This window comes from Paenibacillus sp. Paensp111 (assembly GCF_059492195.1).
Genome location: NZ_CP168527.1, coordinates 3055819 through 3079562, shown reverse-complemented (window position 1 = coordinate 3079562; position 23744 = coordinate 3055819). Strand labels below are relative to the sequence as shown.

Genomic DNA, 23744 nt, shown 5'->3' with positions numbered 1-23744 from the left:
ATAAACGAAAACATGTTAGATAACATGACATTAAGGAGTGGTCGTCGATGAAGAGGAAGTGGATCGTAGGTCTAATTGCAGCGGTAATGATTATGGCATTTCCAGTATCTGCTTTTGCAGCGGATGAAGTAACAGCCCCGGTACTGGAGATTGGTCTTAATACGATGTTTGTGTTCTTGGCTGCTTTGCTTGTCTTCTTCATGCAAGCCGGCTTTGCACTGCTGGAGGCTGGTTCTGTAAGAATGAAGAATGCGGGTCACGTTGCAGGCAAAACTGTACTAACTCTCGGGATCTCCGTAATTGCTTTTTGGGCGGCAGGATTTGCTTTCGGGTTCGGGAACGGGAACAGCTTCTGGGGAACAACCGGATTCTTGTTCAGTGGAGATAGCGCTGCTGGTTCATTCGCCTCACTGGCTGCCTCTGATGTCTCTTTGAATGTAAAGTTCCTGTTCCAGCTGTCATTTGCAGCTGTCTCCCTTGCCATAGCGTGCGGAGGAATGGCGGAACGCGCCAAATTAAGTGTTTATATTATTTTTGGAACCTTGTTCATGATTCTGATCTATCCGGTCGTGGCTCACTGGGTATGGGGCGGCGGATGGCTTGGAAGCTTGGGAATGCAGGACTATGCCGGTTCAACAGTCGTGCATTTGACCGGTGCAACGGCGGCGCTTGCTGCAACGATTCTGCTTAAGCCGCGTCTTGGGAAATACAATAAAGAAGGCAAACCTAACGTCATTCAAGGTCACAACCAAGTGTTGACGGTACTCGGTGTTATCATTATCTGGATTGGCTGGTTCGGTTTTAACCCGGGTAGTGCTTTGACACCTCTGGCTAATGGATTCTTCGGCTATGTAGCTCTTACAACCAATATCGCAGCAGCAGCAGGAGCCATTGCAGCCTTGTTCATCTCTTGGGTCTTTGCAGGCAAGTCGGATATTCCAAGCATGCTTAATGGTGTGCTTGCAGCATTTGTAGCCATCACCGGCTCTTGTGCTTTTGTAGATGCATGGGCAGCAGTAGTGATTGGTGCCGTAGCTGGAATTATTGGGTTCTTGTCTGGAAAATGGCTGGAGCGTGCAGGTCTGGATGACCCCATCTCTGCAGTGTCGGTGCACGGTATCGCCGGTGTTTGGGGAGCGGTATCCACAGGCTTATTCGCTACCCCTGAGCTGGTAGCGGCGACTGGAGTAGGCAAACCCGGCTTGTTCTATGGAGGTGGATTCGATCAGCTTGGAGTTCAGCTATTGGGTGTAGCCGGAACCTTCGCATTCGTTCTCGTGGCTTCATTCCTGATCCTCGCGGGTATGAAATGGCTGATCGGCATTCGGGTTACTGAGGAAGAAGAGATGATGGGTCTGGATATTAGTGAGCATGGCTCTTATGGTTACCCTGAGCAAATGCAGGTCCTTGCAGGAAGCGCGGGCAAAGAGCCTGCGGTATCCCGCAGCACATCTGATCTTGGATCCATTAGTGTAATTAAATAATAAATATTAATCAGGGAGAGGGAGTGGGGCAGATGTCAGAAGCGCTGGCCTATGGGAATAACTATGCGGGCATACGTGCAGCTTCCTCCCCCCGTACATTGCGGGCAGAGAGAATCAAGGAACAAAGCCGCCTACTGGAGGGCTTTAGCACCCTGCCTACACCCGATTGGAACCGTGCTGTCAATCTGCTGCATGATGAAGTGATGATTCGTTCAGCCTATCTGGCGGAGCGGGTAATGGAGGCCGAGGGAATTGGCGCACCGCCAGTCCCTTATGCTTTTGTTGCATTCGGGAGCGGTGGGCGCTCTGAACAGACGCTCTGGAGTGATCAGGATAATGGGCTGATTATCGGTGAAGGCGGGGGAGAGCGGAGCGAGATTTATTATAAGTATTTTGCTGCGACTTTATCTAAAATATTGGAGAAGGTCGGATATCCGCCTTGTCCGGGCAATGTTATGCTCTCTAATCCGCTTTGGCGCCATACCCTGGGCGGATGGAAGAAACAGCTGCAAGGCTGGCGTGACGAGCTGCAATGGGAGCAAATAAGGTATTTGAACATTGCTTCGGATATGAGATTTATTGCAGGGAGTAGCAGTCTTGAGGATGAGTGGAAGAGTATGTTTCAAGAAGTAATGGAGCCCGGCGACAGGCTGTCCGCTGCGCTGCTGCGCGGGACGGTCAGACATAAAGCAGGGTTGAACGTTCTGGGGCAAGTTATAACCGAGCCATTTGGGGAGCATGCCGGGAGCTTTGATATCAAGTATGGGCTCTATATGCCGCTGGTGAACGGACTGCGCTGTATTGCGCTTCAATATGGGATTCAAGAGACATCCACGATTGAGCGGCTGCGCCGATTAATTCAGCTGGAGGCAATTCCTGGCCAGTGGCTAGAGGCCTGCCGTCACTCTTTCCATACCACGCTTAAGTTAAGATCGCTCACCTCGTATTCGGTATATGAAGGCATGCTTCAGGGCAGTTCCTATTTGAGTCCTTCGCTAATGAAGCAGAGAGATGTTCTAAGGGAGTTAAGAGAGAGCCTAGGTACGGTAAAGCTGCTGTACAGAACTCTGCAGAGACAGCTGAGGTTCTCGGAAAGGAAAGGTCTATGAGAGAGCCTGTGAAGAAAAACGGAGGTTTCTGGGATGCGCTGAAGAATCGTACAGTCCCAGGGTCTATTGCCTCCATGACAGGAACCCACAGTGCCCAGCAGATTGCTTTTATCAGATCTCTAACCAAGGGGCAGCGGAGGCCCGAGACTCTTCATATCCCGCTGACTGAGCTGAAGACGGCCGTGTTTGATCTTGAAACCACGGGTTTCCATACCCGTTACGGGGATGAGATATTATCTTTCGGAGCTGTGAAAATGGAAGGTGACCGAATTACTAGCCAGACGTTTCATGCGCTCAGCAGGTCTACTCAGCCGATTTCGCCATCGATTATAGAGCTGACGGGTATTACCCAGGAAATGTCTGATCAGGCTCCTCCGCTGGTTGACTCTCTTCATGACTTCATGTCTTTCATAGATGACCGAGTCCTTATCGCCCACGGGAGTGCTCATGACAAGTCGTTCCTCGACCATGCGCTGTGGAGAACGACAAGGACGCATCTGGGCCACAGGGTTCTGGATACAATGATGGTTGCAGGCAAGCTCGAGCCCGATCGGGGTATTACCAGTCTCGATGACTGGTTACGTGCCTACGGAATTAAGATCACTGTACGCCATCATGCGCTGGAGGATTCCAAGATGACCGCCGCCTTATGGGCGGCGCTTATCCGGCAGCTGAGAGATAAGAAAGTGTTAACTTTAGGTGATTTATATGTTTTCCTAAGCAAGGGTTAGGGGTTCCAAAGTGAATAATCCATTCGATTGACGGTGAACGGTGTAAGCGCCAATGAGGGCGTCCGGTTCACCGTCAATTGTTGTTCTGGAGGCAATCAGATACAGGGGGACCATTTCCCCGAATAGCTGCAGTTGTAACAAGTCCTCCGGAGAAGGCTCCGGAGAGGAGGTCGGGTGAGTATGGAAGATCCCAACCAGCCTTGGGTTGAAGCTGGAAGTAATCCAGCCGGTAGGATCCAGTTTGAATTTGTGCCGCGGATTACTGGCGGTATTGCGGATAGGCTGGAAATGATCAATGATCCACCCCTCATCGGTCTGAGAGCCAAGAAGTGCTCCGCAGCCCTCTTCGGGAAAGACTCGGTATAAGTGAGTGACCAATAAGCGGCGTGCTTCAGGGGTAATCACGCAATGCTGTCTGGCTTGAAGATGCATGGTATTCGCTCCTTTTAACTCTATCTGGAATGAACTTAAGAGTTGAACCTTAGAAATCGGGCAACCGCTGGTTGCGCCGGAATATCGATCAGGCCATCTTTAGCTCCATCCATATATCTATAGAATATCTGTAACAAATGGCGCATTAAGGGTACAATAAGGATGTATTAGAAAATTACCCTAGTGCAAAGGAAAGAGATCAATGAGACGAAATGGATTAATCCTGCTGGGAATTGCTCTGCTTCTCGGTGTGGCTTTATATCAAAATACAGACAACGGAGTTCTGTCCTGGTTCGGCTCTTCAGACAAGCCGCAGCCTTCACTCAGTGCGACGGCCTTAGCCAAGAGCGGTCTGAAGCCGGGTGCGGAAGCTCCTTCCTTCACCCTAACCGGTCTTGACGGGAAGACCTATCAAGTAGGCGGAAAGCGGGACAAGCCGCTGCTTGTCAACTTCTGGGCCTCATGGTGTGATCCATGCAAGGAAGAAGCGCCCGATATCGTCAGGATGGCAGATAAGTACAGCCAAAGCCTGGATGTCTACAGTGTAAATGTTACCATGTACGATCAGCTTTCTAAAGTGAAGCAGTTTGTCCAGCAATATAAGATGACATTTCCTGTGCTTCTCGATGAGAAGGAGGCTGCTTATCGTAAATACAACGGGGTTGCGTTCCCGACTAATGTATTAATTGACCGAAATGGTGTGATACAGGATATTATCATCGGCACATTGTCTGCCGAGCAGTTGGAACAAAAAATAGAAAATTTGGTTAAACTGTAATAAAATGTATCGTGATTTGTAAATAAGGCCCGACTTTTCCTGAGTGAGGATCAGTCGGGCCTTTGATGTCAGTTATACATTTTATAGGATAGCTTAGTTCAAATCAATGGTTCACCAGGCCGCCCCTTTGGGCAGAGACTTCCTGGTTCTCAAGTTGGGTCTCTCCAAGCAGAGCATACCGAATACTATCAACAAGAGCTTCCCAGCTGGCTTCGATCACGTTCCCGGATACGCCAACCGTATTCCAAGAGGAGGAGAGGTCGCGCGATTCGATGAGAACCCGTACCTTGGAAGCTGTAGCATCCATTTCATCCAATACACGGACTTTATAATCGGACAGGTGCATTTCGTTCAGGCGCGGGAAGTAAGTGACCAGTGCTTTACGCAGGGCGTTGTCCAGTGCGTTAACAGGTCCGTTACCTTCAGCAGCCGTATAGACGCTGGAGCCGCCGATGTTGATTTTGACAAATGCTTCTGATACAACGGGTCTGCCGGCCGTCTTCTCTACCAGCATTTTGAAGGACTCGAAGACGAACAATTCGGTCAGCTCGCCGTTCGCCTGTCTGAGCAGCAGCTCAAGGGAAGCATCGGCCGCCTCGAACTGGTAACCCTGATGTTCAAGGTTCTTGATCCGGTTAATCACTTCTTTGGTGTCCTCATTGTTCGGATCAAATTCTATGCCCATATCTTGAGCTTTGGACAAAATGTTGCTCTGCCCGGCAAGCTCGGACACGAGAACCCGCTGCTTGTTCCCTACCGTCTCAGGCTCTACATGCTCATAAGTACGGGAATCCCTAAGGATGGCCGATACATGGATGCCGCCTTTGTGGGCGAAGGCCGAGGTTCCGACGTATGGCTGATTATTGGGCATATGCACATTGGCAATCTCGCTGACATAGCGGGCCGTGTTCGTAAGCTGGGCCAACTTGGCTGGCGTGAGCACCTCATAACCCATCTTGAGCTGAAGATTCGGGATGATGCTGCACAGATTCGCATTGCCGCATCGCTCGCCATATCCGTTCATCGTGCCTTGGATTTGCCGTGCGCCTGCCTGAACGGCACTAAGCGAGTTGGCTACGGCCAATTCGCAGTCATTGTGGGTATGTATACCCAGCGAAGAATTTGCAGCATGTCCTGCGAGAACGGATACAATACTGTGGACTTCATGCGGCAGGGTACCGCCGTTCGTGTCGCACATGACGAGCCAGTCAGCTCCGGCTTCTTCAGCCTTCTTCATGACAGCCAGCGCGTATTCCGGGTTGTTCTTATATCCGTCGAAGAAATGCTCGGCATCGAAAATAACCTCGAGCCCTTTCTGCTTCAAATAGGCGATCGAATCATAGATCATAGCGAGATTCTCTTCCAGCGAGGTCTGGAGAGCTGTATGGACATGGAAATCCCAGGATTTGCCGACGAGTGTGGCAGCCTGAACACCGGACTCCACGATGCGATTCAGGTTCGCGTCCTGTTCTGCAATACTGTCTTTCCGGCGGGTGCTGCCAAATGCAGCGATCTTGGCATTCAGACCCAGGCTCTTGACCCGTTTGAAGAATTCGATATCTTTATTGTTGCTCCCCGGAATGCCGCCTTCGATATAATGCACACCCAGCTGATCGAGCTTCGTGGCGATCTTTAATTTGTCGTCCGCAGACAAACTGATTCCTTCGCCCTGTGTGCCGTCGCGCAAGGTCGTGTCGAAGATGGATAAGGCCTTTGACATAGTGGAGAGTCCCCCTTTAAAAGTCATGAAAAAGTATCGTTAATTTTGGTATAATGAAATATTATATCACGTGTTTTTTTAAATGTAACACGGATTCGGATTTTTTGCATAAAACCGTTATTTTTTCTGAAATGAGGGATTCCGGTGAGGAACGTGGAGGATTACTATCCCGCTAAAGGCCGGGTCATATTACATATTGATATGAACGCTTTCTATTGCTCGGTCCATGAGGCCGAAGAGCCCGACAAATATAAGAATAAGCCCACGGCTGTAGCGGGAAGTGTGGAGCTCCGTAAAGGTGTCATTGTGACCTGTTCCTATGCTGCCCGTAAGCTTGGAATCTCAACAGGCATGCTGGTGAGCCAGGCGCTCAAAATTTGTAAGGATTTGATTGTAATAGCGCCCAATTTTCATTTGTACCGTCAGTATTCCAAAGCCTTCATGAATATCGCCTATGGATACACCCCTCTTCTTCAAGCCGTCTCCATTGATGAGTGTTACCTGGATATAACGGGCTCGAAGCAGTTTGGTACCCCGCTGGAGATCGCGAAGGAGATTCAGGAGAGAATCATGATGGAATTGGGTCTTCCGTGCTCGATTGGTATTGCTCCAAATAAGCTGCTGGCCAAGATGGGCTCGGATATGAAGAAGCCAAACGGCATTACCGTAGTGCGGATTAGAGATGTTCCAAAGCTGCTGTGGGACAGACCGTGCGGCGAAATGTACGGAATAGGTAGGAAGACAGCGGAGAAGCTTCAGAAGATGGGAATCTATACGCTGGGCCAGTTGGCCGGGACAGATGAACGTGTGCTATCCGAAAGATTCGGCGTGATGGGGCTTTGGATGAAGCAGGCCGCTTACGGGATCGATGATTCCCCAGTCAAGGAAGAGCAGGGCAAGAATAAGTCGGTCGGCCATACAACCACACTTCCGAGAGACATCAGCAGCATGGAGGACGTCTCCCGGGTCATGCTGAATCTGGCTGATCAGGTAGCTAGGCGGCTGCGAAGACAGCAAATGATGGCACAGACTATCCAAATTACGATCCGCACTCCGGACATGAAGACGATTACCCGCTCACAAACTTTGGACAGGGTAACTGAGAATATGGATGACATATACCGGGAAGCATGTAAATTGTACCGCCGGCACTGGAGGGAAGATCGCCCTGTGCGGCTTCTTGGAATTACGCTTCAGAATCTTGTGCCCAAAGAGGAGTCTGTGCTTCAACTCGATCTGTTTGATTACGAGAAGCAGCCGAAGAAAGAACAGCTGACCAAGGCTATGGATATGCTGCGGGACAAGTTTGGAGAGAATGCCGTACTTACTGCAGGCATGCTTGGTGATGATCCTTCGACCTTGATTCGGAATCACAAGATTCGGGGTACCTCCCTGCAGACGGATTTTCTGCGTGGGGAAAGGGAAGGATGATAATGATTATCAGTGGTTTGCCCGCTGAAATCATTTGAAATTGTGGTTATATTATATTATATTGTACATGGTGGAACGCACCGGACTTGTACCGTCTTATATTAGGAGGCAGATTAATATGGCGAAATATACTTGGGTGGAGAAAGACACTTGCATCGCGTGCGGCGCATGCGGCGCAACAGCTCCAGATATTTACGATTACGATGATGAAGGTTTGGCAGAAGTGATCTACAAGAATGATGCCAACCATGGTAACACGGAAATTGGAGAAGATCTCTATGATGATCTGCAGGACGCTTGTGACGGCTGCCCTACGGATTCCATTAAGATTGCTGATACTCCATTTAACAAAGAGGGTTAATCCCCATCTATAGCAGCTTCTGCTGACCAGGAGACATCTTCCGCTGAACAGGTGGAGGGTGTCTCTTTGTTATTGATCCTAATCATTATTTGAGCTTCAACTCTGGGTCATAAGTCTTGTCTTGCCAATCTATTCCTTTAGACTCTGATATGCTCGGGGAAGTCTGCCGATATAGAGGATAGCTGTGTTGTGGAATGGAAAATAATGGGCCGACCAGAAGATCCGCTCAATAAATAGGGAGGTTGCGATGAATCCGTCATACCTCAAGAAATACGTACAAATGCATCCGGATAACAAAATGGCGTGGTATTTACTCGGTAAGGAATACGAACGAGGCGGGCAGACAGGGAAAGCCAATTACTGCTTCAATAAGGCCGGTCAGATTTACGAGGCGTTCGAGAGCAGTAAAGTTCCGGCAGAAGTATGGAAAGAGTATGAGATGAGGCTTATGGAAGCTTCTGCCCAAAAGGAAAGGCGGACGAAGCGAAGACGCAGGCTGCTGGTCTCGCTTATGTTTCTGCTGCTCCTGTTCATCCCCTCAATGGATGATCCGTCTGTCTACACGGAATCTGTAAGTTCAGATTATGACCCGTCCGTTGATAATTTGTACACCCTGCCAGGGGTGTCTGTTAACGAGGCTGCTCCGCCGGAGCGACAGGCGGACTCTATGACCTTCACGGCAAGCTCTCTTGGAGATGCATCCAGGAGAAGTGCGGCTGTTGGAGAGCTGCTGAGCAGCTCGAAGCCTAAGGCTCGTCTGACTGCGGTGCTTGGCATGGAGCAGAAGGGACACTGGCTGCTCTGGAAGCGGAATATGCCGGTGATATTCACGGTCGAGCGGGATGCAGCCAGTGGCAGATCAGCCGTGCAGGCTTTCGATGCGAAGAGCTGCAACTGCAAACCGCCGGATGCCGAACCGCTTCAGAAGAAAGCGAGGCAGTGGACGAAGGAGCAGGAGGCGTATGCGGTAGTGTCTTCGGCGATCCACCATTTTGCACGCAAAAATAGGCAGCTCCCCGAAGGACTTAGCGAGCTTGCCCAGCCCTATCCGAACAATTGGATTGCCGGAACCAGCCCGGCGCTTGAACAAGCCTTCAAACAGGCGATTCAGCTCGCTAAGCAGCAGATCGATGCCGAGAAGAACTATAACCCCTCCAGCACTGCATCAGGAGGCAGTGCCAATTCACCTCTAACCAAGGCTGCCCCGGCTTCACACGAACCCTTCCTGGTTCAGCCGCTTGAAATTGTCGTAGACAAGAGCAGCCATGAGCTTGCCTTGGTGAGCGGGGATGTGGTTGTGCGCAGCTATAAGGTAGGACTGGGAGGCGATCGAACTCCGGAAGGCACCTACATGATCACGGAGAAAATCATCAAACCGAACGGAAAGTCGAGTGGGGAGTTCGGCAGCCGCGGAATGCAGCTTTCGGATACGAATTATGCGATTCACGGGACGAATGAGCCGGACAGTGTAGGGAAGGATGAATCGAAGGGCTGTATTAGAATGAGTAAGGAGGACGTTGAGGAGCTGTTCGATCTGGCTCCCGCGGGAACCAAGGTCACGATTGGAAAGGGGACTGTACCTGGGCTAACCGGGCGCTCAGAAGAACGATTTGTCGTCCCGGACAGACAGAATCAGGCCAATCCCCAAAAGACATATCATTGGTTGAATTAGCTCTTGCTCCATATGAGGAGCACGGTGAACACAATCACGATGGCAATTATTATAGAGCCGCTCCAGATTAACGCCTTTTTATTTACTTCTTCCTTCTTTTGGTGAAGTGTTGGCGGCTTGCGTTTGGTTGACATAGAGCTCATACCCCTTTCATAACTTAACTTTCCTACATATCTTGTTATATGAAGAGCCGTATACCGTTATTGTAATGGCTTTCATTTTGAATATCTATAGGGTTTGTCCTTGAAAAAGTGGACCTTTGTTCAAGACTTTTCTTTTCACATAGAAAACGCTAAACTGAGAAATGGGGCAGAATGTCCACCGAGAGAGGAACGGAGTGAGTGAACAGTGTTATATCGCAACGTGGGGAAACCCGTATTCTTCCGAATAGATCCCGAGAAAGCGCACCATTTAGTGATCGGCGGGTTACATAAAACGGCCAAGATGCCAGGGGGCATTTCGCTCCTCAATAAAATATACGGTGTACAAGAAACACCGGATTTGGCAGTTGATTTGTTCGGCATACATTTCCCGACACCCGTCGGGCTGGCTGCTGGTCTGGATAAGAACGCTGAAGCGGTAGAGGGCTTCTCCTCGATTGGCTTTGGATTTATGGAAGTCGGGACCGTAACTCCTGTGGGCCAGCCCGGCAATGATCAGCCGCGGTTGTTCCGTCTGCCTCCTGATGAGGCTCTCGTCAACCGAATGGGATTTAATAACAAGGGTGCGGAAGCCATGGCAGGCACACTGGCGGCTCTTCCTGCTCGGAAGGTTCCGATTGCCGTGAATATCGGCAAGAACAAGGTGACTCCGAATGAAGAGGCGCATCTGGATTACGAGAAATGTATTTCGGCTCTTTATCCGCATGCTGACTTTTTTGTAGTGAATATCAGCTCGCCTAATACACCGGATCTTCGCGCGCTTCAGCACGGGAGTGAGCTTGCTTCCCTGCTGTCAGCGGTGATGCAGGAGATGAAGGTGCATAATGAGAGATCAGGCAAGTCAAAGGCCGTTCTGGTTAAGATCGCTCCGGACGTGAGTGATGAGGAGCTTGAGTATATGGTTAATACCATTGCAGCCAGCGGCGTATCGGGGATTATTGCAACCAACACAACCATTTCCCGCGAAGGGCTTACGCATACGAATGCCAAGGAGACCGGGGGACTTAGTGGAAGGCCGCTGAAGCAGCGCTCCACCGAGATCATTTCAAGAATATATCGTCAGACCGAAGGTCGGCTGCCGATCATCGGATCAGGTGGCATTTTTGACAGTCAGGACGCCTATGAGAAAATTCGTGCCGGCGCAAGCCTGGTGGAGATATATACCGCACTGATATATGAAGGACCGGAGATTAATCGCCGGATTCACCGGGGATTACGTGAACTGCTTGCACGTGACGGGTTCACCCATATATCCGAAGCGGTTGGAGCCGACCACCGTTAAGCGGCGCCGGGAGCTAGAGAGGAGCACACAGAATGGATGGCAGAGATTGGGGAACATTTTTGCTTCCGTATGAACAGGCTGTAGAAGAATTGAAAGTCAAATTCAAGACGATGCGCTCCGAGCTCAAGAAACGGGAAGAGTACGCACCGATTGAATTTGTAACCGGACGGGTTAAGAAGATTTCTAGTATTCTGGATAAGGCCAAGCGCCTTAATGTATCCATGGATCAACTGGAGACCGGAATTGAAGATATTGCGGGGATCCGGATCATGTGTCAGTTCGCTGAGGACATCCGGAGAGTTGCTGAATATATTCGTAATAGGAAAGACCTGAAGGTCTTGTATGAGAAAGATTATATTACTAATTACAAAGACAGCGGCTATCGCAGCTTCCATATGATTGTGGAGTATCCGGTACAGACAGCTCTAGAACAGAAGTTGGTGCTAGCCGAAATCCAGATTCGCACACTGGCTATGAATTTCTGGGCTACGATCGAGCACTCTCTGAATTATAAATACCGGGATAGCCTGCCCGAAGACATGCGTGAGCGTCTGAAGAAGGCTGCTGAGGCTGCCTTTGTCCTGGATAACGAAATGTCCAGCATCCGTCAGGAGATTCTGGATGCGCAGAAATCCTTCGAGGATGATTCGAGTCTGGTGGCCCAGGCTCTGAATTCCATTCACCAGCTGTATTTCTATCACCTCGTCAACGAGGCGATTGATGCTCAGCGGCGGTTCAATGATCTCTGGGAAGCGAAGGACCTGGCTTCTATGAAGGATTTGGTTGATGAAGTGAAAGCTCTTCTGAAGGCTGCTCGCAGAGCGGAGAGCCCGGATGAAGTATGATCCGCTTTATGTAGCGTATCTGATCTATTTTAACCGTGACCGTGATTACTTCGAATGTCATGAGGTGCTTGAAGAGCTGTGGCTTGCCAAGAATCGCGAGCCTCTATATAAAGGGCTGCTGCAGGTGGCAGTGGGGCTGTTTCATTTTCGAAGAGGGAATATTAGAGGAAGCCTGAAGATGCTGCAGTCCGCAGCGGATAAGCTTCAGAATTACCAGGACGATAGCCTGGGGATTAATTTGGCCGGATTGAAGGAAGACCTTAGGCAGCTGATTGGCAGGCTGGACCCTGATTCAGCCGAGCCCGTCCCCTATTATGACTTGACCATCCAAATCATAGATTCTGAACTGGGGCGTGCTGTGGATATCGCATCTTCGGAACTTACGCCGAATATACCGATTCAAATTCATCCAAAGCGGGGAGAGAAGCATGCCCTGCGGGAGCAGAAATTAAACGATAAATAATTCTCATGGCCCGCTGCTTGAATCTGGCAGCGGGCCGCTTGCGAGTTAGAAAGGGTGTCACTATGGCTGTTCAACTGCCTCCTGCGTTTTTGGAACGGATGGAGAAGTTACTTGGGGATGAATACCCCGCTTTTCTGGATTCTTATGATACGCCGCATTTTGCGGGGGTACGGGCGAATCTGCTCAAGATTAATCAGGCGGAGTTTGAACAAATCGTTCCTTTTCCAGTTCGTCCTATCCCCTGGTGCAGCAATGGTTATTATACGGAAGAAGGGCTGAAGCCAGGGAAGCATCCTTACTATCATGCCGGACTCTATTACATTCAGGAACCCAGCGCTATGGCCCCTGTGGAGGCTTTGGGTGTTCAGCCGGGTGACCGGGTGCTTGATCTATGTGCCGCCCCAGGGGGCAAATCCACGCAAATTGCGGGTAAGCTTCAAGGCACTGGAATCCTGGTGACCAATGATATCAGCGCTGAACGGACCAAAGCGCTCGCCAAGAATATAGAGCTTTACGGGGTAAGGAATGCCGTGGTGCTGAATGAAGCTCCGGATCGGATCGCCAAGGCTTTTCCGCATTATTTTGACAAGATATTGATTGACGCCCCTTGCTCTGGCGAAGGCATGTTCCGTAAGGATGCAGATATGGCCCGTCAGTGGGAGAAGCATTCGGTAGAGAAATGCGAAGCCATGCAAAAGGATATATTGAAAAGTGCTGCGGAGCTGCTGGCTCCGGGCGGAACTATCGTGTATTCTACCTGTACATTTGCGCCCGAAGAGAATGAAGGGATGATTGCTGCTTTTATCAGCAGGCATCCTGAATTTAGCATCGTGCCCATTCCCAAGGAATGGGGGATTTCGGGAGGACGTCCCGAGTGGCTGAAGCAAGCTGGCGTAAATGAGGGAGATCAAGAATATACCGCAGAAGCGGCTCGCGAGACTTCGAACTGCGGCAGACTGTGGCCCCACCTTATCGAAGGTGAAGGACATTTTGTAGCCGTGCTTCGGCACAATGGTGAGGGTGCTGGAATGGAGAGCATTGCTACCCATAAGGCCGCACCGGACAAGATAAATATCAGCGAGCCTCGCCGCCAAGCGAGGGACAAGCTGTCACGGCGTAAGAAGAACGGGCCGCCGGATAGGACGGAGCCTACTGAACAGGAGCTGCTGGGCAGCTGGAGCAGCTTCGCAGCGGCCAATCTAAAGCTGGAGAGCGAAGGCGAGCCGATTATGTTCGGGGGACATGTATACTTGTCCCCGCTTACTAAAGACCGGCTGAATGGGCTTAAGACGGTAAGACCCGGTTGGTATGTGGGCACAGTGAAGAATGGAAGATTCACACCGGGCCACCCGCTCGCCGCTGCGCTGCGCCCGGAGGAAGCGATGCGTACATTATCTCTCTCTTCCGAGAACGGAGAGGCTGTCCGCTATCTCAAAGGAGAGACGCTTACAGTCTCCCCTGACCGAATTCAGCGAATGGAAGGTACCGATCCCAAGAGCTATGTGCTAGTCTGCATAGACGGATACTCTGCGGGCTGGGGCAAATGGCTGGATGGCATGCTTAAGAATGAATATCCTGCGGGCTGGAGGTGGACCTAAACTTATGGATAAAGGAAAAAAGACACAGCGGGTAGACAAGATCTTAGGTCATTTGGGGATTGGCTCCAGAGCAGACCTCAAAAAGATGGTCAAACAAGGCCGGGTCTCGCTGAACGGACAGGTATTGAAAGATAGCGGAGCCCAGGCGGACCCCTACCACGACCGGATCGAGGTTGACGGAGAGCCTGTGCTGTACCGGGAGTTCATTTATATTATGCTGCATAAGCCTGCCGGGGTAATCTCCGCTACGGAGGATACGAGAGATAGAACTGTAATCGATCTGCTCCCGGCCAAGTACAAGGTATTCTCTCCCTTCCCGGTAGGGAGGCTCGATAAGGACACGGAAGGGCTGCTGCTGCTCACCAATGATGGACAGCTCGCTCATGATCTGCTATCCCCGCGCAAGCACGTCCCCAAAACCTATTATGCTGACGTACGCGGCCTGATAGGACAGGAGGAAGTGCTGCGATTTGAACAGGGGGTTGAACTGGACGATGGATACGTGACACTCCCGGCCAAGCTGGTGGTTACCGGGCAGGGTCACGATGAGGAAGGACCCCTCAGCCGGATTTTACTGACGATATCGGAGGGCAAGTTCCACCAGGTGAAGAGAATGTTCGAAGCTGTAGGGTCCGAGGTCATTTATTTAAAGAGAATGTCGATGGGCAGCCTTGCGCTGGATGAGGCTTTGCCCAAGGGCGCTTTCCGGGAACTGACAGAAGATGAATTAGCCTTGCTTCGCTGAATTAGGCGGTCAGCAGATATATGTTATATAATTAATTATACATAGAGAGGATGGAGATCATTGAAATACAAGCTGATTGCATTAGATGTGGATGGTACGCTGCTGGACGATAATCACGTGCTTACGCCAGCCACGGCCGAGATGATTAAGAGAGTGGCTTCGCAGGGGACTGAAATTGTTCTATGCACAGGAAGAGCTCCTCTTAGCTGCATTCCTTTTATGGAGTCGATGGGCCTTGGCGGTTATGTAATTACACATAACGGGGCTGCGACCGTGGACGTAAATACTCGTGAGATTGTGCATGAATTTGCAGTCGATCCCTCTGCGCTTGAACCTTATATTAATTACTGCCGCAAGCATGGTGTTCACTTTGATGTCAATACTACCTACGGCATTTATGTCGACAAGCTCGATGAGATTGGACCCGAGGTTCTTGATATGTACCATAAGTTTTTGATTGAACCGCTAAATTTACCCGCTTGGGTCGATTTCACGGAACCTATTGTCAAAATGACGGCATCCGGGCTGACCGATGCAATGAACCAGGTGGAAGCAGATTGGAATCTTTGGACTCATGAACTTAACATGCTGCGCAGCGGCGATTATTTCATAGACCTGATGCACCCCGAGGCTTCAAAGGGCAATGCGCTGAAAAAGCTTGCCGAGCAGCGCGGGATTCCTGCTGAACAGGTGATGGCGATCGGCAATTTCTATAACGATATTACGATGCTTACGTTTGCCGGGCTGGGGATCGCGATGGATAACTCACCGCTTGAGGTGAAGGCGGCTGCACAGGATGTGACCGCATCGAACAATGAGGAAGGCGTACGTTTGGCGTTGGAGAAGTACTGCCTGTAAAAGAGAAAAGTCTGCTGAGGATTACTGACCTCGGCAGACTTTTTTGATTATCATGGCGACGAGGCGGTTAGCTCGGCACGTATGGAAAGGATTCAGACGTTCCACCTCGATCAAAGGTGAACTCTCAGCCCCTTGGGCAGATGATTCTTCAGCTGCCCTCCGCTGGCTTTGCCGAACCCGAGTGGGTATCCGGAGACGGTAACCAGGGTCCATCCCTTCAGGGAGTCCGGAACAGGGAGCGTCTCCCCGCGCAGGTAAGCCGCTGCTTCAGGAGACGAGGGTTCCAGATCCCACGTGCGGGCAGCCTGCCCGGCGGAGGAAGCCATAGCCAGCGCATGGCTAGGCTGGAATCTTCCTTTCCTAAGCTCGCCAAGATGCAGACCGGCCCTAGGCAGCTTAAGTCCACGGAGCTGGCCCATCTGCAGAGGCAGGCCGCTGCTTCGGGGCAGCCAGTAGAGAGCTTCGCCGAACAGCTCGGGGCTACCCTCCGCCTGTATGTAGCCCGGAAGGTCCTCATCTGCCCAGGAGCAGAAGGTTTCCCAGGCTGCCTGCGTCTCTTTCGCAGCGGCAGAAGCTCTGCCGGCTTTGCCTTTTCGTCCGCCCTTAGGTCCGCGGTCTTCGTCTGGCCAGCCGGCTTTAGACTCTCCATCCGCCTCCGGTGTGCCGAACCGGTCTTCCGCAGTTCCGCCCCTCTGCAGGAGTGCCACATAGTGGCCTTCGCCCTCCTGCTTGTGGGGCCATATACGCTTCTCGGTGATCAGCTGCATGAAGGGATACGTCTCTAACAGCCGAGCGATGGTCTCCTCATTCTCATGCCGGTTAAAGGTACATGTAGAGTAGGCCAGTCGGCCGCCGGGCTTAAGCATCTTGATGGCATCATGAATGATGTCCCACTGCCTGGCAGCACATGCTTCTACCGAACGCTCGGACCATTCTTTTACCGCTTCGGGATCTTTGCGGAACATGCCTTCCCCCGAACAAGGAGCGTCAAGCATTATCCGGTCAAAGGTGAGCGGGAATCTGGAGGACAGCCCCTCGGGGGCGGATTGGGTGACCACCGTATTCCGAATACCCCAGCGCTCAACGTTCTCGGCCAGAATCTTGGCACGCTGCGGGTGGATTTCGTTGGCAATCAGCAGGCCTTTTCCCTTCATTTTAGCGGCAATCTGAGTTGTCTTGCCCCCAGGAGCCCCAGCGAGATCCAGAATGGTCTCCCCGGGTTCGGGAGCGAGGAGTTCGACCGCTGACATCGCCGAAGGCTCCTGAATATAATAAAGTCCGGCTGCGTGGTAAGGGTGCTTACCAGGACGTGAACTTTCCTCGTAATAGAAACCGTTCTCACACCAAGGGACCTCCCTCAGGTGAAACTGAGCCTTCATCATCTCCACTACAGAAGACGATGGGGTCGTCTTGAGTGTGTTCAATCTGAGCCCGTATGCTCTTGGCTGATCATAGCTCTTGATAAATTGTTCGGCTTCCTCAGTTCCAAGCAGGTCAGTCATACTTCTAAGATAATCTGCGGGCAGCGTCTGTTGCTCCTTCATAGGTAATACTCCTTCCAATTGTCCGTTCCCTCTATGAAACTACAAAGTATTAGCAGTTTATCACATTGGAATTTGATTCACAAAAGGGAAATGGATGTTCCATCTTACCTATGGCATAATGGAGAAACAGACGACGCTGACAGGCGTTATAGAACAGAGAAAGGGGCAACCCTATGAAATTATTGCAGGCCTTATTCTTCCCGCCTGAACAGCCTGGCGGTGTATCATCCATGATTCCTTATCTGCAGGAGAGATTTAATCCGCCCCACTGGGAAATGGATATATTCTCGATCCCGAAGCGAATCCGGAGCAAAGGTACGGATCAAGTGAAATTTCATACTTTCGACTGGACTGAGTTCCAAGACAGCCCCGTCGTCCAGAAGTATATACAGACATACCGGGACTACTTGTGGTGGACCAAGCTGAGAATACAGCGTCCCTATGATCTTATTCATGCTCATCATCCGATTGCCGGACTTGCGATGAAGGAGATTTTTCCGGATACGCCGGTCATTCAGACCATTCACTCCAGTTATGAACGGGAACTTCTTCTTAATGGGACCATACAGGAAGGGGGGCTGGAGCAGCGATTTCTGACCTCCTTGTATAGAGAGCTTGAGCATCGGACCGACCATATGTTAACCGTCTCTAGATCGTTTCTTGATTATTTGTCTCCGCATGTGGAGCGTCCAGAAGAGATCGGCGTCATCTCGAATGGATTCGATGAGAAGAGGTTCAAGCCGATTCCGCATGATAATGAGGTAGCCCAGCTTGTAACGGTCTGCCGCCTTGTCCCGGCCAAAGGCCTTGATATTCTGCTAGAGGCCTGCGCGAAGCTCAAACGCAAGGGTCACCCATATGTGCTGCATATCATTGGTGATGGACCGATCCGTCCTGAACTGGAAAAGATGGCCCAGGATCTTGGAATCTACGAAGAGACGATCTTCTACGGGTATACACTCCATCCAGAAGAATTCATGCCCTTCTTTGATATATTTGTACTCCCGTCCCGGGCCGAGGCATTCGGATCCGTGTTTGCGGAAGCCGCCTTGTGCTGTCTTGCCCTCGTGGGCACGGAAGTTGGGGGGATTGCAGAGCAGATTGAGCATGGTGTAGGTGGACTGCTTGTTCCTTCTGAAGATTGCAATGCCCTGGCTTCAGCGCTGGAGTCGGTTATCTTAGATCCTTCCTACCGTTATGGCCTGGCGCGCGCAGGATGGGAGAAAGCGAAGCGTGAATATTCCATCGCCCGCGCGGTTCATGAGCTGAAGAAGGTATATTTGCAGTATCAATCCTAGGAAGAGGAGCATCGGCTTCTGCTGTTCATGCCTTTTTTTCTTTTTTATGCAGCACCAGCATAGTGACCCAGATGAGACTAAACATGCCGAATAACGGATACAGTACGGAGAGCAGCGAGCTGAATCCGAATTGGCTGGTCAGGTAACATACCAGCAGCAGGATCAATGACAGCAGCTTGGGTGCAATCCGGAGATGCTGCCTCAGCTGCAAAGCCACTCCATAGACATCGGCCACGAAAGTACTGAAGATTTCGAGGAATATCAAGATCACATAGACGATTCTAACGAGCGCTCCCAGACGATTGGCGATATGACCCATAGGGATTTCGAATTGGGTGATGCCCGGCATGTGGGCCGATAGAGCAAAGTGTCCTGCCAACAGCAGAAAGCCAACGCCAACTCCGCCCACGATGCCGCCCCAGATAAGCACCTTCCGGTTCCGGGTATGACTTCCCACAGGAACGAGAACCGCTTGGGCCATTCCCAGATTAAAGGCTGTATACATTAGCGGAGAGGCCCATGCTGCGCCCACGCTTGTGTCGGTCGTGTAAGTGAGGAAGCGGGAAGCATCCGGCATACCTGAGGTGTTGCTGATTATAATGACCGACAAGATGAGCATGAGCGGCACTACGATGGAGTTAAGCTGCAGAATGGCCTGAATGCCGCGATGAAGCAGCAGGTAAGTGCCGATCAGTGTAATCCACAGCCCCGTCTGATAATGAAGTCCAAGATGTTCCATGAAGACGGAGCCTGCGCCGGCGAGCATAACACTATTCACACCCATGAGGACAACTAAAGTGAATATGCTGATTAAGCCCCCGGCCCGTGGACCGAACAGGCGGCGGTTCAGGTCCTCATAGGAGGAGGCGCCTATATCGTGAGCAAGAAGCATCATCTTGGTACCCAGCCAGATGAACAGGATGGTTGCCAGCAGAATAGTGAAGACGCCCCATTTGCCGTATTGCGTGAAGAATTTAATGATCTCCTGTCCCGTTGCAAAACCGGCTCCAACAATAGTGCCGATATAGGTGAAGCCGATCTGTAAGACCTTGACGGCATTTTTCATCTTTTTCCTCCTTACCGTTTCGCGGCGCTGCCTGCGGGTAACTTTGGAAGTACATGGCTTCCGAACGTACCGGATCTGTGCTATATATAGTACAAGGTATGTAGTACGGGAACCGGACATGACTGCAACATGTCCATTCTTGAGCAGAGCCCTGCGCTTTATCTTCAGAAAGGTGAGATATATCTTGAGTGTAATCATGTCTTATATCGCCCAATATGGTTATTTGGCTATGTTCGGACTACTGGCATTGGGCTTTATGGGCATTCCTGTACCCGATGAAACACTGGTTGTGACATTTGGAGGGTTAACGGCAGAAGGGCATTTTGTATTCTGGATTGCCCTGCTTATGACCTTCTTAGGAAGCATGACGGGGATGATTCTGAGCTACACGCTGGGTAGAGTGGTTGGAACCCCTTTGCTTCACAAATTCGGGAAGTGGATATTCATCACTCCGAGCAGGCTGGCCACAACGGAGAGATGGTTCGCCAAGTATGGCAATTGGAGTGTGCTTTTCGGTTATTTCGTCCCGGGTCTGCGTCAACTAACCTCATATTTGTCGGGGGTATACCGCCTTCCGCTCTACTTGTATCTGATCTACGCAAGTATTGGTGCGGCTATATGGTGTACAACTTTTATGGCTCTTGGAGCTACAGTAGGCCACCACTGGAGAAAAATGGCTTATTTTGTTCATCATCATATGTGGCGTATGGCACTTCTGGTAATTGTTCTTTCACTGATCGGAGTAATCATTTATCTGTTCATACGGAATTTGAAAGCAAGCAGATTAAGCAAGGCTGAACGGGGACAGGCTGACAGATCCAGCCAATCAGAGAATGCAGATTAGATCATATCTTTAGGAGGAGACAACCATGGAAGCATTAAAACAAAGAATCCTGGAAGAAGGGATCGTGATCTCGGACCAGGTGTTGAAGCTTGATGGCCTGCTTAATCATCAAGTGGATCCCGAGCTTACGATGCAAATGGGAAAGGAGTTTGCCGCAAGATTCCGTGAAGCAGGGGTAACCCGTGTCATTACGGTAGAATCATCCGGCATTCCTGCAGCTTTTGCTACGGCTTATGAACTGGGAGTTCCACTCGTGTTCGCCCGCAGGAAGAAGACACTTCTGGCTGATCCAGACGCGCTGTGCGAGCGTGTTCCTTCTTTTACGAAAGGGATTGTAACGGATATTCTGATCTCGAAGCAGTACATCTCCGAGAACGACCGTATCCTGTTCATTGATGATATTATTGCCAATGGAGATGCAGCCCGCGGTGTAGTGAAGATTATTCAGCGTTCGGGTGCTGAACTGGTTGGCGTCGGCATCGTCGTGGAGAAGAGCTTTCAGGCTGGAGGCAAGGCAATTCGTGAGCAGGGAATCCGCCTGGAATCACTCGTGCGGATTTTGTCCCTAAATGACGGCAAAGTCACGTTTGAAGACTAGGCAAAACGGCATCAATTTCACAAGAGTCCTTTCCAGAGCCTTTCTTTTCAGTTATAATAAGAGATAAGTAGGGAGAGGAGGCAACTACATGGGGGAACAACAACCGGTAGTAAATGCAGAATATTTTGTTACGAAGTTAAGTGAAGCTAAGGTAACCTTTGAGCGAGCTCTTGATTGCAAACATACAGAATTTGATGACCTTTATCCCTATATGCTTGAACATCCGCAGTTCTTTTGGTACAAACGGTACGTGGCTTGGTCACAGCTGCTAACCATTGCGGGTATGTGCGAGGATCTCTCATTTCCTTGGAGAGAAGAATTTAGTCCTCAGCAGGTAGCATACATTGAAGAGCGCGTGATGTCCGCTAAAGTGCTTGATTTCTGGTTCGAGAAGAACGATAGCAAAGAACATGCACAAAGATAAATAGGGAGCAATACCTTTTGATATACACGGTTACTACAGGGTAATCGTTGTTGAGACAGGTCGTTTGCCGGTACATACCGGTGAATGACCTGTTTTTGTGTTTGGATTTGATGCTCGTTCCTTTTGTGATATATTTAACCGAGTGACCACGTCTATCGAAGAGGAGGTATGACAAGAACATGATTAGTGATGAAGAACTAGATGCATTTCGCTTATCCGGAGAAAAGGTACGGGTTGTTCGGGATGCGATCCCAGAGAATGACGTCAGAGGGATTGTCGTAGCCTGGAGTGATACACAGGTCATGATCCGTCGGCCAAACCGTAATATTGTCAAGCTGGACAGAAATTATACGTTCCAGTCCGCCAAAGAACCGCGCATTTCTTTTGAAGGGTAGAGCATATTCTGGCTGAACCTCGGACAACGTAATAGAGAGCGGCTGATAAAGCTCATCTATTTAGGAAGAGGTGCTGACCATGTCTCAGAAGAACGATAAAGTAAGAGCATATAAAGATGGAATCCAGGCGTTTGGCGAATCTTTGCCAGGTGTAGCCGAAGCCTATCATGATTTTACCGGAAAGTCCCTGGCCGCAGGCGAACTGGATGCCAAGACGAAGCAGCTGATTGCTCTTGGAATCAGTCTGTTCGCCAACAATGAGGTGTGCACGTTCTATCATACAGAAGAGGCCAGATCCAAGGGTGCAACCGACGCAGAGATTCGTGAGGCAGCAGCGGCGGCTGCTGCGGTCAGCTCAGGGCATATCCTCTCCCAGGGTGCCACAAGAGTGGAGCAGGCATTGACCCAGTAAGAAGTATATGGCATGAGTCTAAATATTAGGATAATACCCTTTGACATGGTGCAAAGGGTATTTGTCTTGCCGTTAGTTAGGTAGCGATCAGGACTAGATAGGGCTCAGCTGTTCGCTCAGACTGATCTGCTGATGCTGAACGCCCAGATAAGCTCTCATTCGGCTTGGCATTTCACTTCGCAAGGCAGACCAGAGGAGCCTCATTTCACCCCGGCTTCCGCGGCATAGATACTTGGCTTCAATGCCTTGCGGATTCTGGTTAACCTCATAAATTTTGATTTTGCGTTTCTTGAAATCATTCTGTATTTCTTTCATAACTACGGCAACTCGGTCTGCACCACTAGCGATCATATCCACATAGACATCAGGACTTTTGAGAACACCGCTGCTCATTAGAATTCGAGAGTCGCGTTCGAAGACTTTGCGTATAAATACAAGCATCAGCCAGCTCTTGATCAAGCTAAGCTCATCTGTACTTATATTGGGAACAGCCATGGAATCCACCACCTTAATACGAACTTATGTTCTTATTTTAACCACTTTATTTACTGAATATCAATGGAAAATAAAAAATATAAAAAGGTTGTTGACTTGGTTGAGATTCCATGATAAGATATATCTTGTCGCCGCAGAGAACAACTTCTGCAAGAGGCAATGAGCGGTCGTGGCGGAATTGGCAGACGCGCACGGTTCAGGTCCGTGTGGGCTAACCCCCCGTGGAGGTTCGAGTCCTCTCGACCGCATAACTTTAAGTAGAACAGGCCCGTAAATTACTTATAATTTACGGGCCTGTTCTTTTTTATTTCGTAGATGGTGTGGATATCCAATAAGTTGGATCTTCCTGCGACTAGATTTTAATTAACGGCTTGCAATTAGTAAAGAAAACCATTATATTGATTATAGTTAGATAATCTAATTATTATGGGTGACAAGATGAGAAAGAAAATTGAAAAAGAACATTCAGTTGATAAGCGGCTGCCTAAATTAGGCATAGAGCCATACTTGGAGCTTATGGGGAAGACAGCTTCTGAGGAGACCGATCAAGCCTCGGCTCATATTGGTCTGCTGCTGCTGTGGATTGGTGACAACCAGCAGGATAAGATGGATCTAGATCTCTCTGCCTATGGAATTACAGAAAGCAAGTTAGACCTTCTGCTTCTGCTAATTCTGCACCAAAACCATGAAGAGATAAACCCCTCAGCTATTGCTGAGCGTCTTGGTATCCGGCGGGCCTCGGCGACAGCTCTGCTTGATTGGCTTGAGGGAAGAAACTGGGTTCAGCGTAAGGCGGATGAGAATAACCGCAGAAGAGTTCATGTGACAATCACACCTGAAGGGCGCGCTTTGGTTGAACAGGTCCTGCCTACATTTTGGTCAGCTTGCGCATCGTTTATCGATGATTTGGATCAAGAGGAGAAAGCTGTGTTACAAAAAGTCTTAACCAAACTGAATGCAAGCGTGGAGAGAAAAATGGGTGTGGGAAGATAAATTTT

The 23744-nt window shown here is 50.1% G+C and carries 26 protein-coding genes and 1 tRNA gene; 21 read left to right on the top strand and 6 right to left on the bottom strand.

The window, feature by feature from the left end; translation table 11 throughout:
• Positions 1–47 precede the first annotated feature (47 nt).
• From ACEN86_RS14330 to ACEN86_RS14320, 3 genes are read left to right on the top strand one after another with little or no spacing between them, the layout of a single operon-like run.
• Positions 48–1484, top strand: coding sequence for an ammonium transporter (locus ACEN86_RS14330; protein WP_495631285.1), 1437 nt, complete (start codon positions 48–50; stop codon positions 1482–1484).
• Positions 1485–1516: 32 nt separating this feature from the next.
• Positions 1517–2593, top strand: coding sequence for a DUF294 nucleotidyltransferase-like domain-containing protein (locus ACEN86_RS14325; RefSeq protein ID WP_495631284.1), 1077 nt, complete (start codon positions 1517–1519; stop codon positions 2591–2593).
• Positions 2590–3324, top strand: coding sequence for an exonuclease domain-containing protein (locus tag ACEN86_RS14320; protein ID WP_495631283.1), 735 nt, complete (start codon positions 2590–2592; stop codon positions 3322–3324). The genes ACEN86_RS14325 and ACEN86_RS14320 overlap by 4 nt, the downstream gene beginning before the upstream one ends.
• On the opposite strand, the gene ACEN86_RS14315 is transcribed toward ACEN86_RS14320, so the two are convergent.
• Complete coding sequence (locus ACEN86_RS14315) at positions 3310–3756, bottom strand: M67 family metallopeptidase (protein WP_495631282.1); 447 nt, start codon at positions 3754–3756, stop codon at positions 3310–3312. The two genes, ACEN86_RS14320 and ACEN86_RS14315, sit on opposite strands and share 15 nt — an antisense overlap.
• Before the next feature lie 202 nt (positions 3757–3958).
• Between ACEN86_RS14315 and ACEN86_RS14310 the strand changes: the two genes are divergently transcribed.
• Positions 3959–4534: a TlpA family protein disulfide reductase gene (locus tag ACEN86_RS14310; RefSeq protein ID WP_495631281.1), complete on the top strand. Its 576-nt coding sequence runs from the start codon at positions 3959–3961 to the stop codon at positions 4532–4534.
• A 103-nt stretch (positions 4535–4637) separates the two neighbouring features.
• On the opposite strand, the gene cimA is transcribed toward ACEN86_RS14310, so the two are convergent.
• The gene (cimA, locus tag ACEN86_RS14305) at positions 4638–6254 is read right to left on the bottom strand and encodes a citramalate synthase (RefSeq protein WP_495631280.1); all 1617 of its coding nucleotides are present in this window, start codon (positions 6252–6254) and stop codon (positions 4638–4640) included.
• Between the two features lie 144 nt (positions 6255–6398).
• Between cimA and ACEN86_RS14300 the strand changes: the two genes are divergently transcribed.
• From ACEN86_RS14300 to ACEN86_RS14290, 3 genes are all read left to right on the top strand, one after another.
• Complete coding sequence (locus ACEN86_RS14300) at positions 6399–7685, top strand: DNA polymerase IV (protein ID WP_495631279.1); 1287 nt, start codon at positions 6399–6401, stop codon at positions 7683–7685.
• A gap of 118 nt (positions 7686–7803) precedes the next feature.
• Positions 7804–8046 carry a ferredoxin gene (locus tag ACEN86_RS14295; protein ID WP_251375774.1) on the top strand — a complete coding sequence of 81 codons (243 nt, stop codon included), beginning with the start codon at positions 7804–7806 and terminating at the stop codon, positions 8044–8046.
• A gap of 247 nt (positions 8047–8293) precedes the next feature.
• Complete coding sequence (locus ACEN86_RS14290) at positions 8294–9718, top strand: L,D-transpeptidase (protein WP_495631278.1); 1425 nt, start codon at positions 8294–8296, stop codon at positions 9716–9718.
• On the opposite strand, the gene ACEN86_RS14285 is transcribed toward ACEN86_RS14290, so the two are convergent.
• Positions 9715–9852: a hypothetical protein gene (locus ACEN86_RS14285; protein WP_495631277.1), complete on the bottom strand. Its 138-nt coding sequence runs from the start codon at positions 9850–9852 to the stop codon at positions 9715–9717. The two genes, ACEN86_RS14290 and ACEN86_RS14285, sit on opposite strands and share 4 nt — an antisense overlap.
• A gap of 214 nt (positions 9853–10066) precedes the next feature.
• On the opposite strand from ACEN86_RS14285, the gene ACEN86_RS14280 reads away from it, so the two are divergent.
• The 6 genes from ACEN86_RS14280 (at position 10067) to ACEN86_RS14255 (ending at position 15670) form a co-directional block, all read left to right on the top strand.
• The gene (locus ACEN86_RS14280) at positions 10067–11161 is read left to right on the top strand and encodes a quinone-dependent dihydroorotate dehydrogenase (RefSeq protein WP_495631276.1); all 1095 of its coding nucleotides are present in this window, start codon (positions 10067–10069) and stop codon (positions 11159–11161) included.
• Positions 11162–11193: 32 nt separating this feature from the next.
• Positions 11194–12006, top strand: a complete 813-nt coding sequence (gene yjbM, locus ACEN86_RS14275; RefSeq protein ID WP_495631275.1) for a GTP diphosphokinase — start codon at positions 11194–11196, stop codon at positions 12004–12006.
• On the top strand, positions 11996–12469 hold the full coding sequence (locus tag ACEN86_RS14270; protein WP_495631274.1) for a DUF309 domain-containing protein: 474 nt from the start codon (positions 11996–11998) through the stop codon (positions 12467–12469). The genes yjbM and ACEN86_RS14270 overlap by 11 nt, the downstream gene beginning before the upstream one ends.
• Positions 12470–12531: 62 nt before the next feature.
• Positions 12532–14067, top strand: a complete 1536-nt coding sequence (locus ACEN86_RS14265; protein WP_495631273.1) for an RsmB/NOP family class I SAM-dependent RNA methyltransferase — start codon at positions 12532–12534, stop codon at positions 14065–14067.
• 4 nt (positions 14068–14071) lie between these two features.
• Complete coding sequence (locus ACEN86_RS14260; protein ID WP_495631272.1) at positions 14072–14812, top strand: pseudouridine synthase; 741 nt, start codon at positions 14072–14074, stop codon at positions 14810–14812.
• A 60-nt stretch (positions 14813–14872) separates the two neighbouring features.
• A complete protein-coding gene (locus ACEN86_RS14255; protein WP_495631271.1) occupies positions 14873–15670 on the top strand; it encodes a Cof-type HAD-IIB family hydrolase in 798 nt (265 codons plus the stop codon).
• 110 nt (positions 15671–15780) lie between these two features.
• Here ACEN86_RS14255 and ACEN86_RS14250 read toward each other — a convergent pair whose 3' ends face one another.
• On the bottom strand, positions 15781–17214 hold the full coding sequence (locus ACEN86_RS14250) for an RsmF rRNA methyltransferase first C-terminal domain-containing protein (protein WP_495631270.1): 1434 nt from the start codon (positions 17212–17214) through the stop codon (positions 15781–15783).
• Positions 17215–17387: 173 nt separating this feature from the next.
• Here ACEN86_RS14250 and ACEN86_RS14245 point away from each other — a divergent pair, with 173 nt between their 5' ends.
• The gene (locus tag ACEN86_RS14245; RefSeq protein WP_495631269.1) at positions 17388–18512 is read left to right on the top strand and encodes a glycosyltransferase family 4 protein; all 1125 of its coding nucleotides are present in this window, start codon (positions 17388–17390) and stop codon (positions 18510–18512) included.
• A 25-nt stretch (positions 18513–18537) separates the two neighbouring features.
• Here ACEN86_RS14245 and ACEN86_RS14240 read toward each other — a convergent pair whose 3' ends face one another.
• A complete protein-coding gene (locus ACEN86_RS14240) occupies positions 18538–19578 on the bottom strand; it encodes a YkvI family membrane protein (RefSeq protein ID WP_495631268.1) in 1041 nt (346 codons plus the stop codon).
• A 184-nt stretch (positions 19579–19762) separates the two neighbouring features.
• Between ACEN86_RS14240 and ACEN86_RS14235 the strand changes: the two genes are divergently transcribed.
• The 5 genes from ACEN86_RS14235 (at position 19763) to ACEN86_RS14215 (ending at position 22251) form a co-directional block, all read left to right on the top strand.
• Entirely contained in the window at positions 19763–20422 is a 660-nt protein-coding gene (locus tag ACEN86_RS14235) for a DedA family protein (RefSeq protein WP_495631267.1), read from the top strand.
• Between the two features lie 25 nt (positions 20423–20447).
• On the top strand, positions 20448–21020 hold the full coding sequence (locus ACEN86_RS14230) for a xanthine phosphoribosyltransferase (RefSeq protein WP_495631266.1): 573 nt from the start codon (positions 20448–20450) through the stop codon (positions 21018–21020).
• Positions 21021–21108: 88 nt separating this feature from the next.
• On the top strand, positions 21109–21444 hold the full coding sequence (locus ACEN86_RS14225; protein ID WP_127200835.1) for a hypothetical protein: 336 nt from the start codon (positions 21109–21111) through the stop codon (positions 21442–21444).
• 179 nt (positions 21445–21623) lie between these two features.
• On the top strand, positions 21624–21839 hold the full coding sequence (locus ACEN86_RS14220) for a hypothetical protein (RefSeq protein ID WP_495631265.1): 216 nt from the start codon (positions 21624–21626) through the stop codon (positions 21837–21839).
• A 79-nt stretch (positions 21840–21918) separates the two neighbouring features.
• Entirely contained in the window at positions 21919–22251 is a 333-nt protein-coding gene (locus tag ACEN86_RS14215) for a carboxymuconolactone decarboxylase family protein (RefSeq protein WP_495631264.1), read from the top strand.
• A 93-nt stretch (positions 22252–22344) separates the two neighbouring features.
• Here the strand turns inward: ACEN86_RS14215 and ACEN86_RS14210 are convergent, their stop codons facing one another.
• Positions 22345–22746: a YhjD family protein gene (locus ACEN86_RS14210; RefSeq protein ID WP_495631263.1), complete on the bottom strand. Its 402-nt coding sequence runs from the start codon at positions 22744–22746 to the stop codon at positions 22345–22347.
• 163 nt (positions 22747–22909) lie between these two features.
• Here ACEN86_RS14210 and ACEN86_RS14205 point away from each other — a divergent pair.
• Positions 22910–22994 (top strand) — tRNA-Leu (locus ACEN86_RS14205).
• Positions 22995–23184: 190 nt separating this feature from the next.
• On the top strand, positions 23185–23739 hold the full coding sequence (locus ACEN86_RS14200; RefSeq protein ID WP_495631262.1) for a MarR family winged helix-turn-helix transcriptional regulator: 555 nt from the start codon (positions 23185–23187) through the stop codon (positions 23737–23739).
• The last annotated feature ends 5 nt before the right edge of the window (positions 23740–23744 follow it).

Coding starts and splice junctions, on each gene's coding strand:
- ACEN86_RS14310 (WP_495631281.1), top strand. CDS start 3,959: ATGAGACGAAATGGATTAATCCTGCTGGGAATTGCTCTGCTTCTCGGT.
- ACEN86_RS14315 (WP_495631282.1), bottom strand. CDS start 3,756: ATGCATCTTCAAGCCAGACAGCATTGCGTGATTACCCCTGAAGCACGC.
- yjbM (WP_495631275.1), top strand. CDS start 11,194: ATGGATGGCAGAGATTGGGGAACATTTTTGCTTCCGTATGAACAGGCT.
- ACEN86_RS14210 (WP_495631263.1), bottom strand. CDS start 22,746: ATGGCTGTTCCCAATATAAGTACAGATGAGCTTAGCTTGATCAAGAGC.
- ACEN86_RS14225 (WP_127200835.1), top strand. CDS start 21,109: ATGGGGGAACAACAACCGGTAGTAAATGCAGAATATTTTGTTACGAAG.
- ACEN86_RS14270 (WP_495631274.1), top strand. CDS start 11,996: ATGAAGTATGATCCGCTTTATGTAGCGTATCTGATCTATTTTAACCGT.
- ACEN86_RS14220 (WP_495631265.1), top strand. CDS start 21,624: ATGATTAGTGATGAAGAACTAGATGCATTTCGCTTATCCGGAGAAAAG.
- ACEN86_RS14320 (WP_495631283.1), top strand. CDS start 2,590: ATGAGAGAGCCTGTGAAGAAAAACGGAGGTTTCTGGGATGCGCTGAAG.
- ACEN86_RS14200 (WP_495631262.1), top strand. CDS start 23,185: ATGAGAAAGAAAATTGAAAAAGAACATTCAGTTGATAAGCGGCTGCCT.
- ACEN86_RS14245 (WP_495631269.1), top strand. CDS start 17,388: ATGAAATTATTGCAGGCCTTATTCTTCCCGCCTGAACAGCCTGGCGGT.
- ACEN86_RS14290 (WP_495631278.1), top strand. CDS start 8,294: ATGAATCCGTCATACCTCAAGAAATACGTACAAATGCATCCGGATAAC.
- ACEN86_RS14230 (WP_495631266.1), top strand. CDS start 20,448: ATGGAAGCATTAAAACAAAGAATCCTGGAAGAAGGGATCGTGATCTCG.
- ACEN86_RS14240 (WP_495631268.1), bottom strand. CDS start 19,578: ATGAAAAATGCCGTCAAGGTCTTACAGATCGGCTTCACCTATATCGGC.
- ACEN86_RS14260 (WP_495631272.1), top strand. CDS start 14,072: ATGGATAAAGGAAAAAAGACACAGCGGGTAGACAAGATCTTAGGTCAT.
- ACEN86_RS14330 (WP_495631285.1), top strand. CDS start 48: ATGAAGAGGAAGTGGATCGTAGGTCTAATTGCAGCGGTAATGATTATG.
- cimA (WP_495631280.1), bottom strand. CDS start 6,254: ATGTCAAAGGCCTTATCCATCTTCGACACGACCTTGCGCGACGGCACA.
- ACEN86_RS14265 (WP_495631273.1), top strand. CDS start 12,532: ATGGCTGTTCAACTGCCTCCTGCGTTTTTGGAACGGATGGAGAAGTTA.
- ACEN86_RS14295 (WP_251375774.1), top strand. CDS start 7,804: ATGGCGAAATATACTTGGGTGGAGAAAGACACTTGCATCGCGTGCGGC.
- ACEN86_RS14325 (WP_495631284.1), top strand. CDS start 1,517: ATGTCAGAAGCGCTGGCCTATGGGAATAACTATGCGGGCATACGTGCA.
- ACEN86_RS14215 (WP_495631264.1), top strand. CDS start 21,919: ATGTCTCAGAAGAACGATAAAGTAAGAGCATATAAAGATGGAATCCAG.
- ACEN86_RS14250 (WP_495631270.1), bottom strand. CDS start 17,214: ATGAAGGAGCAACAGACGCTGCCCGCAGATTATCTTAGAAGTATGACT.
- ACEN86_RS14285 (WP_495631277.1), bottom strand. CDS start 9,852: ATGTCAACCAAACGCAAGCCGCCAACACTTCACCAAAAGAAGGAAGAA.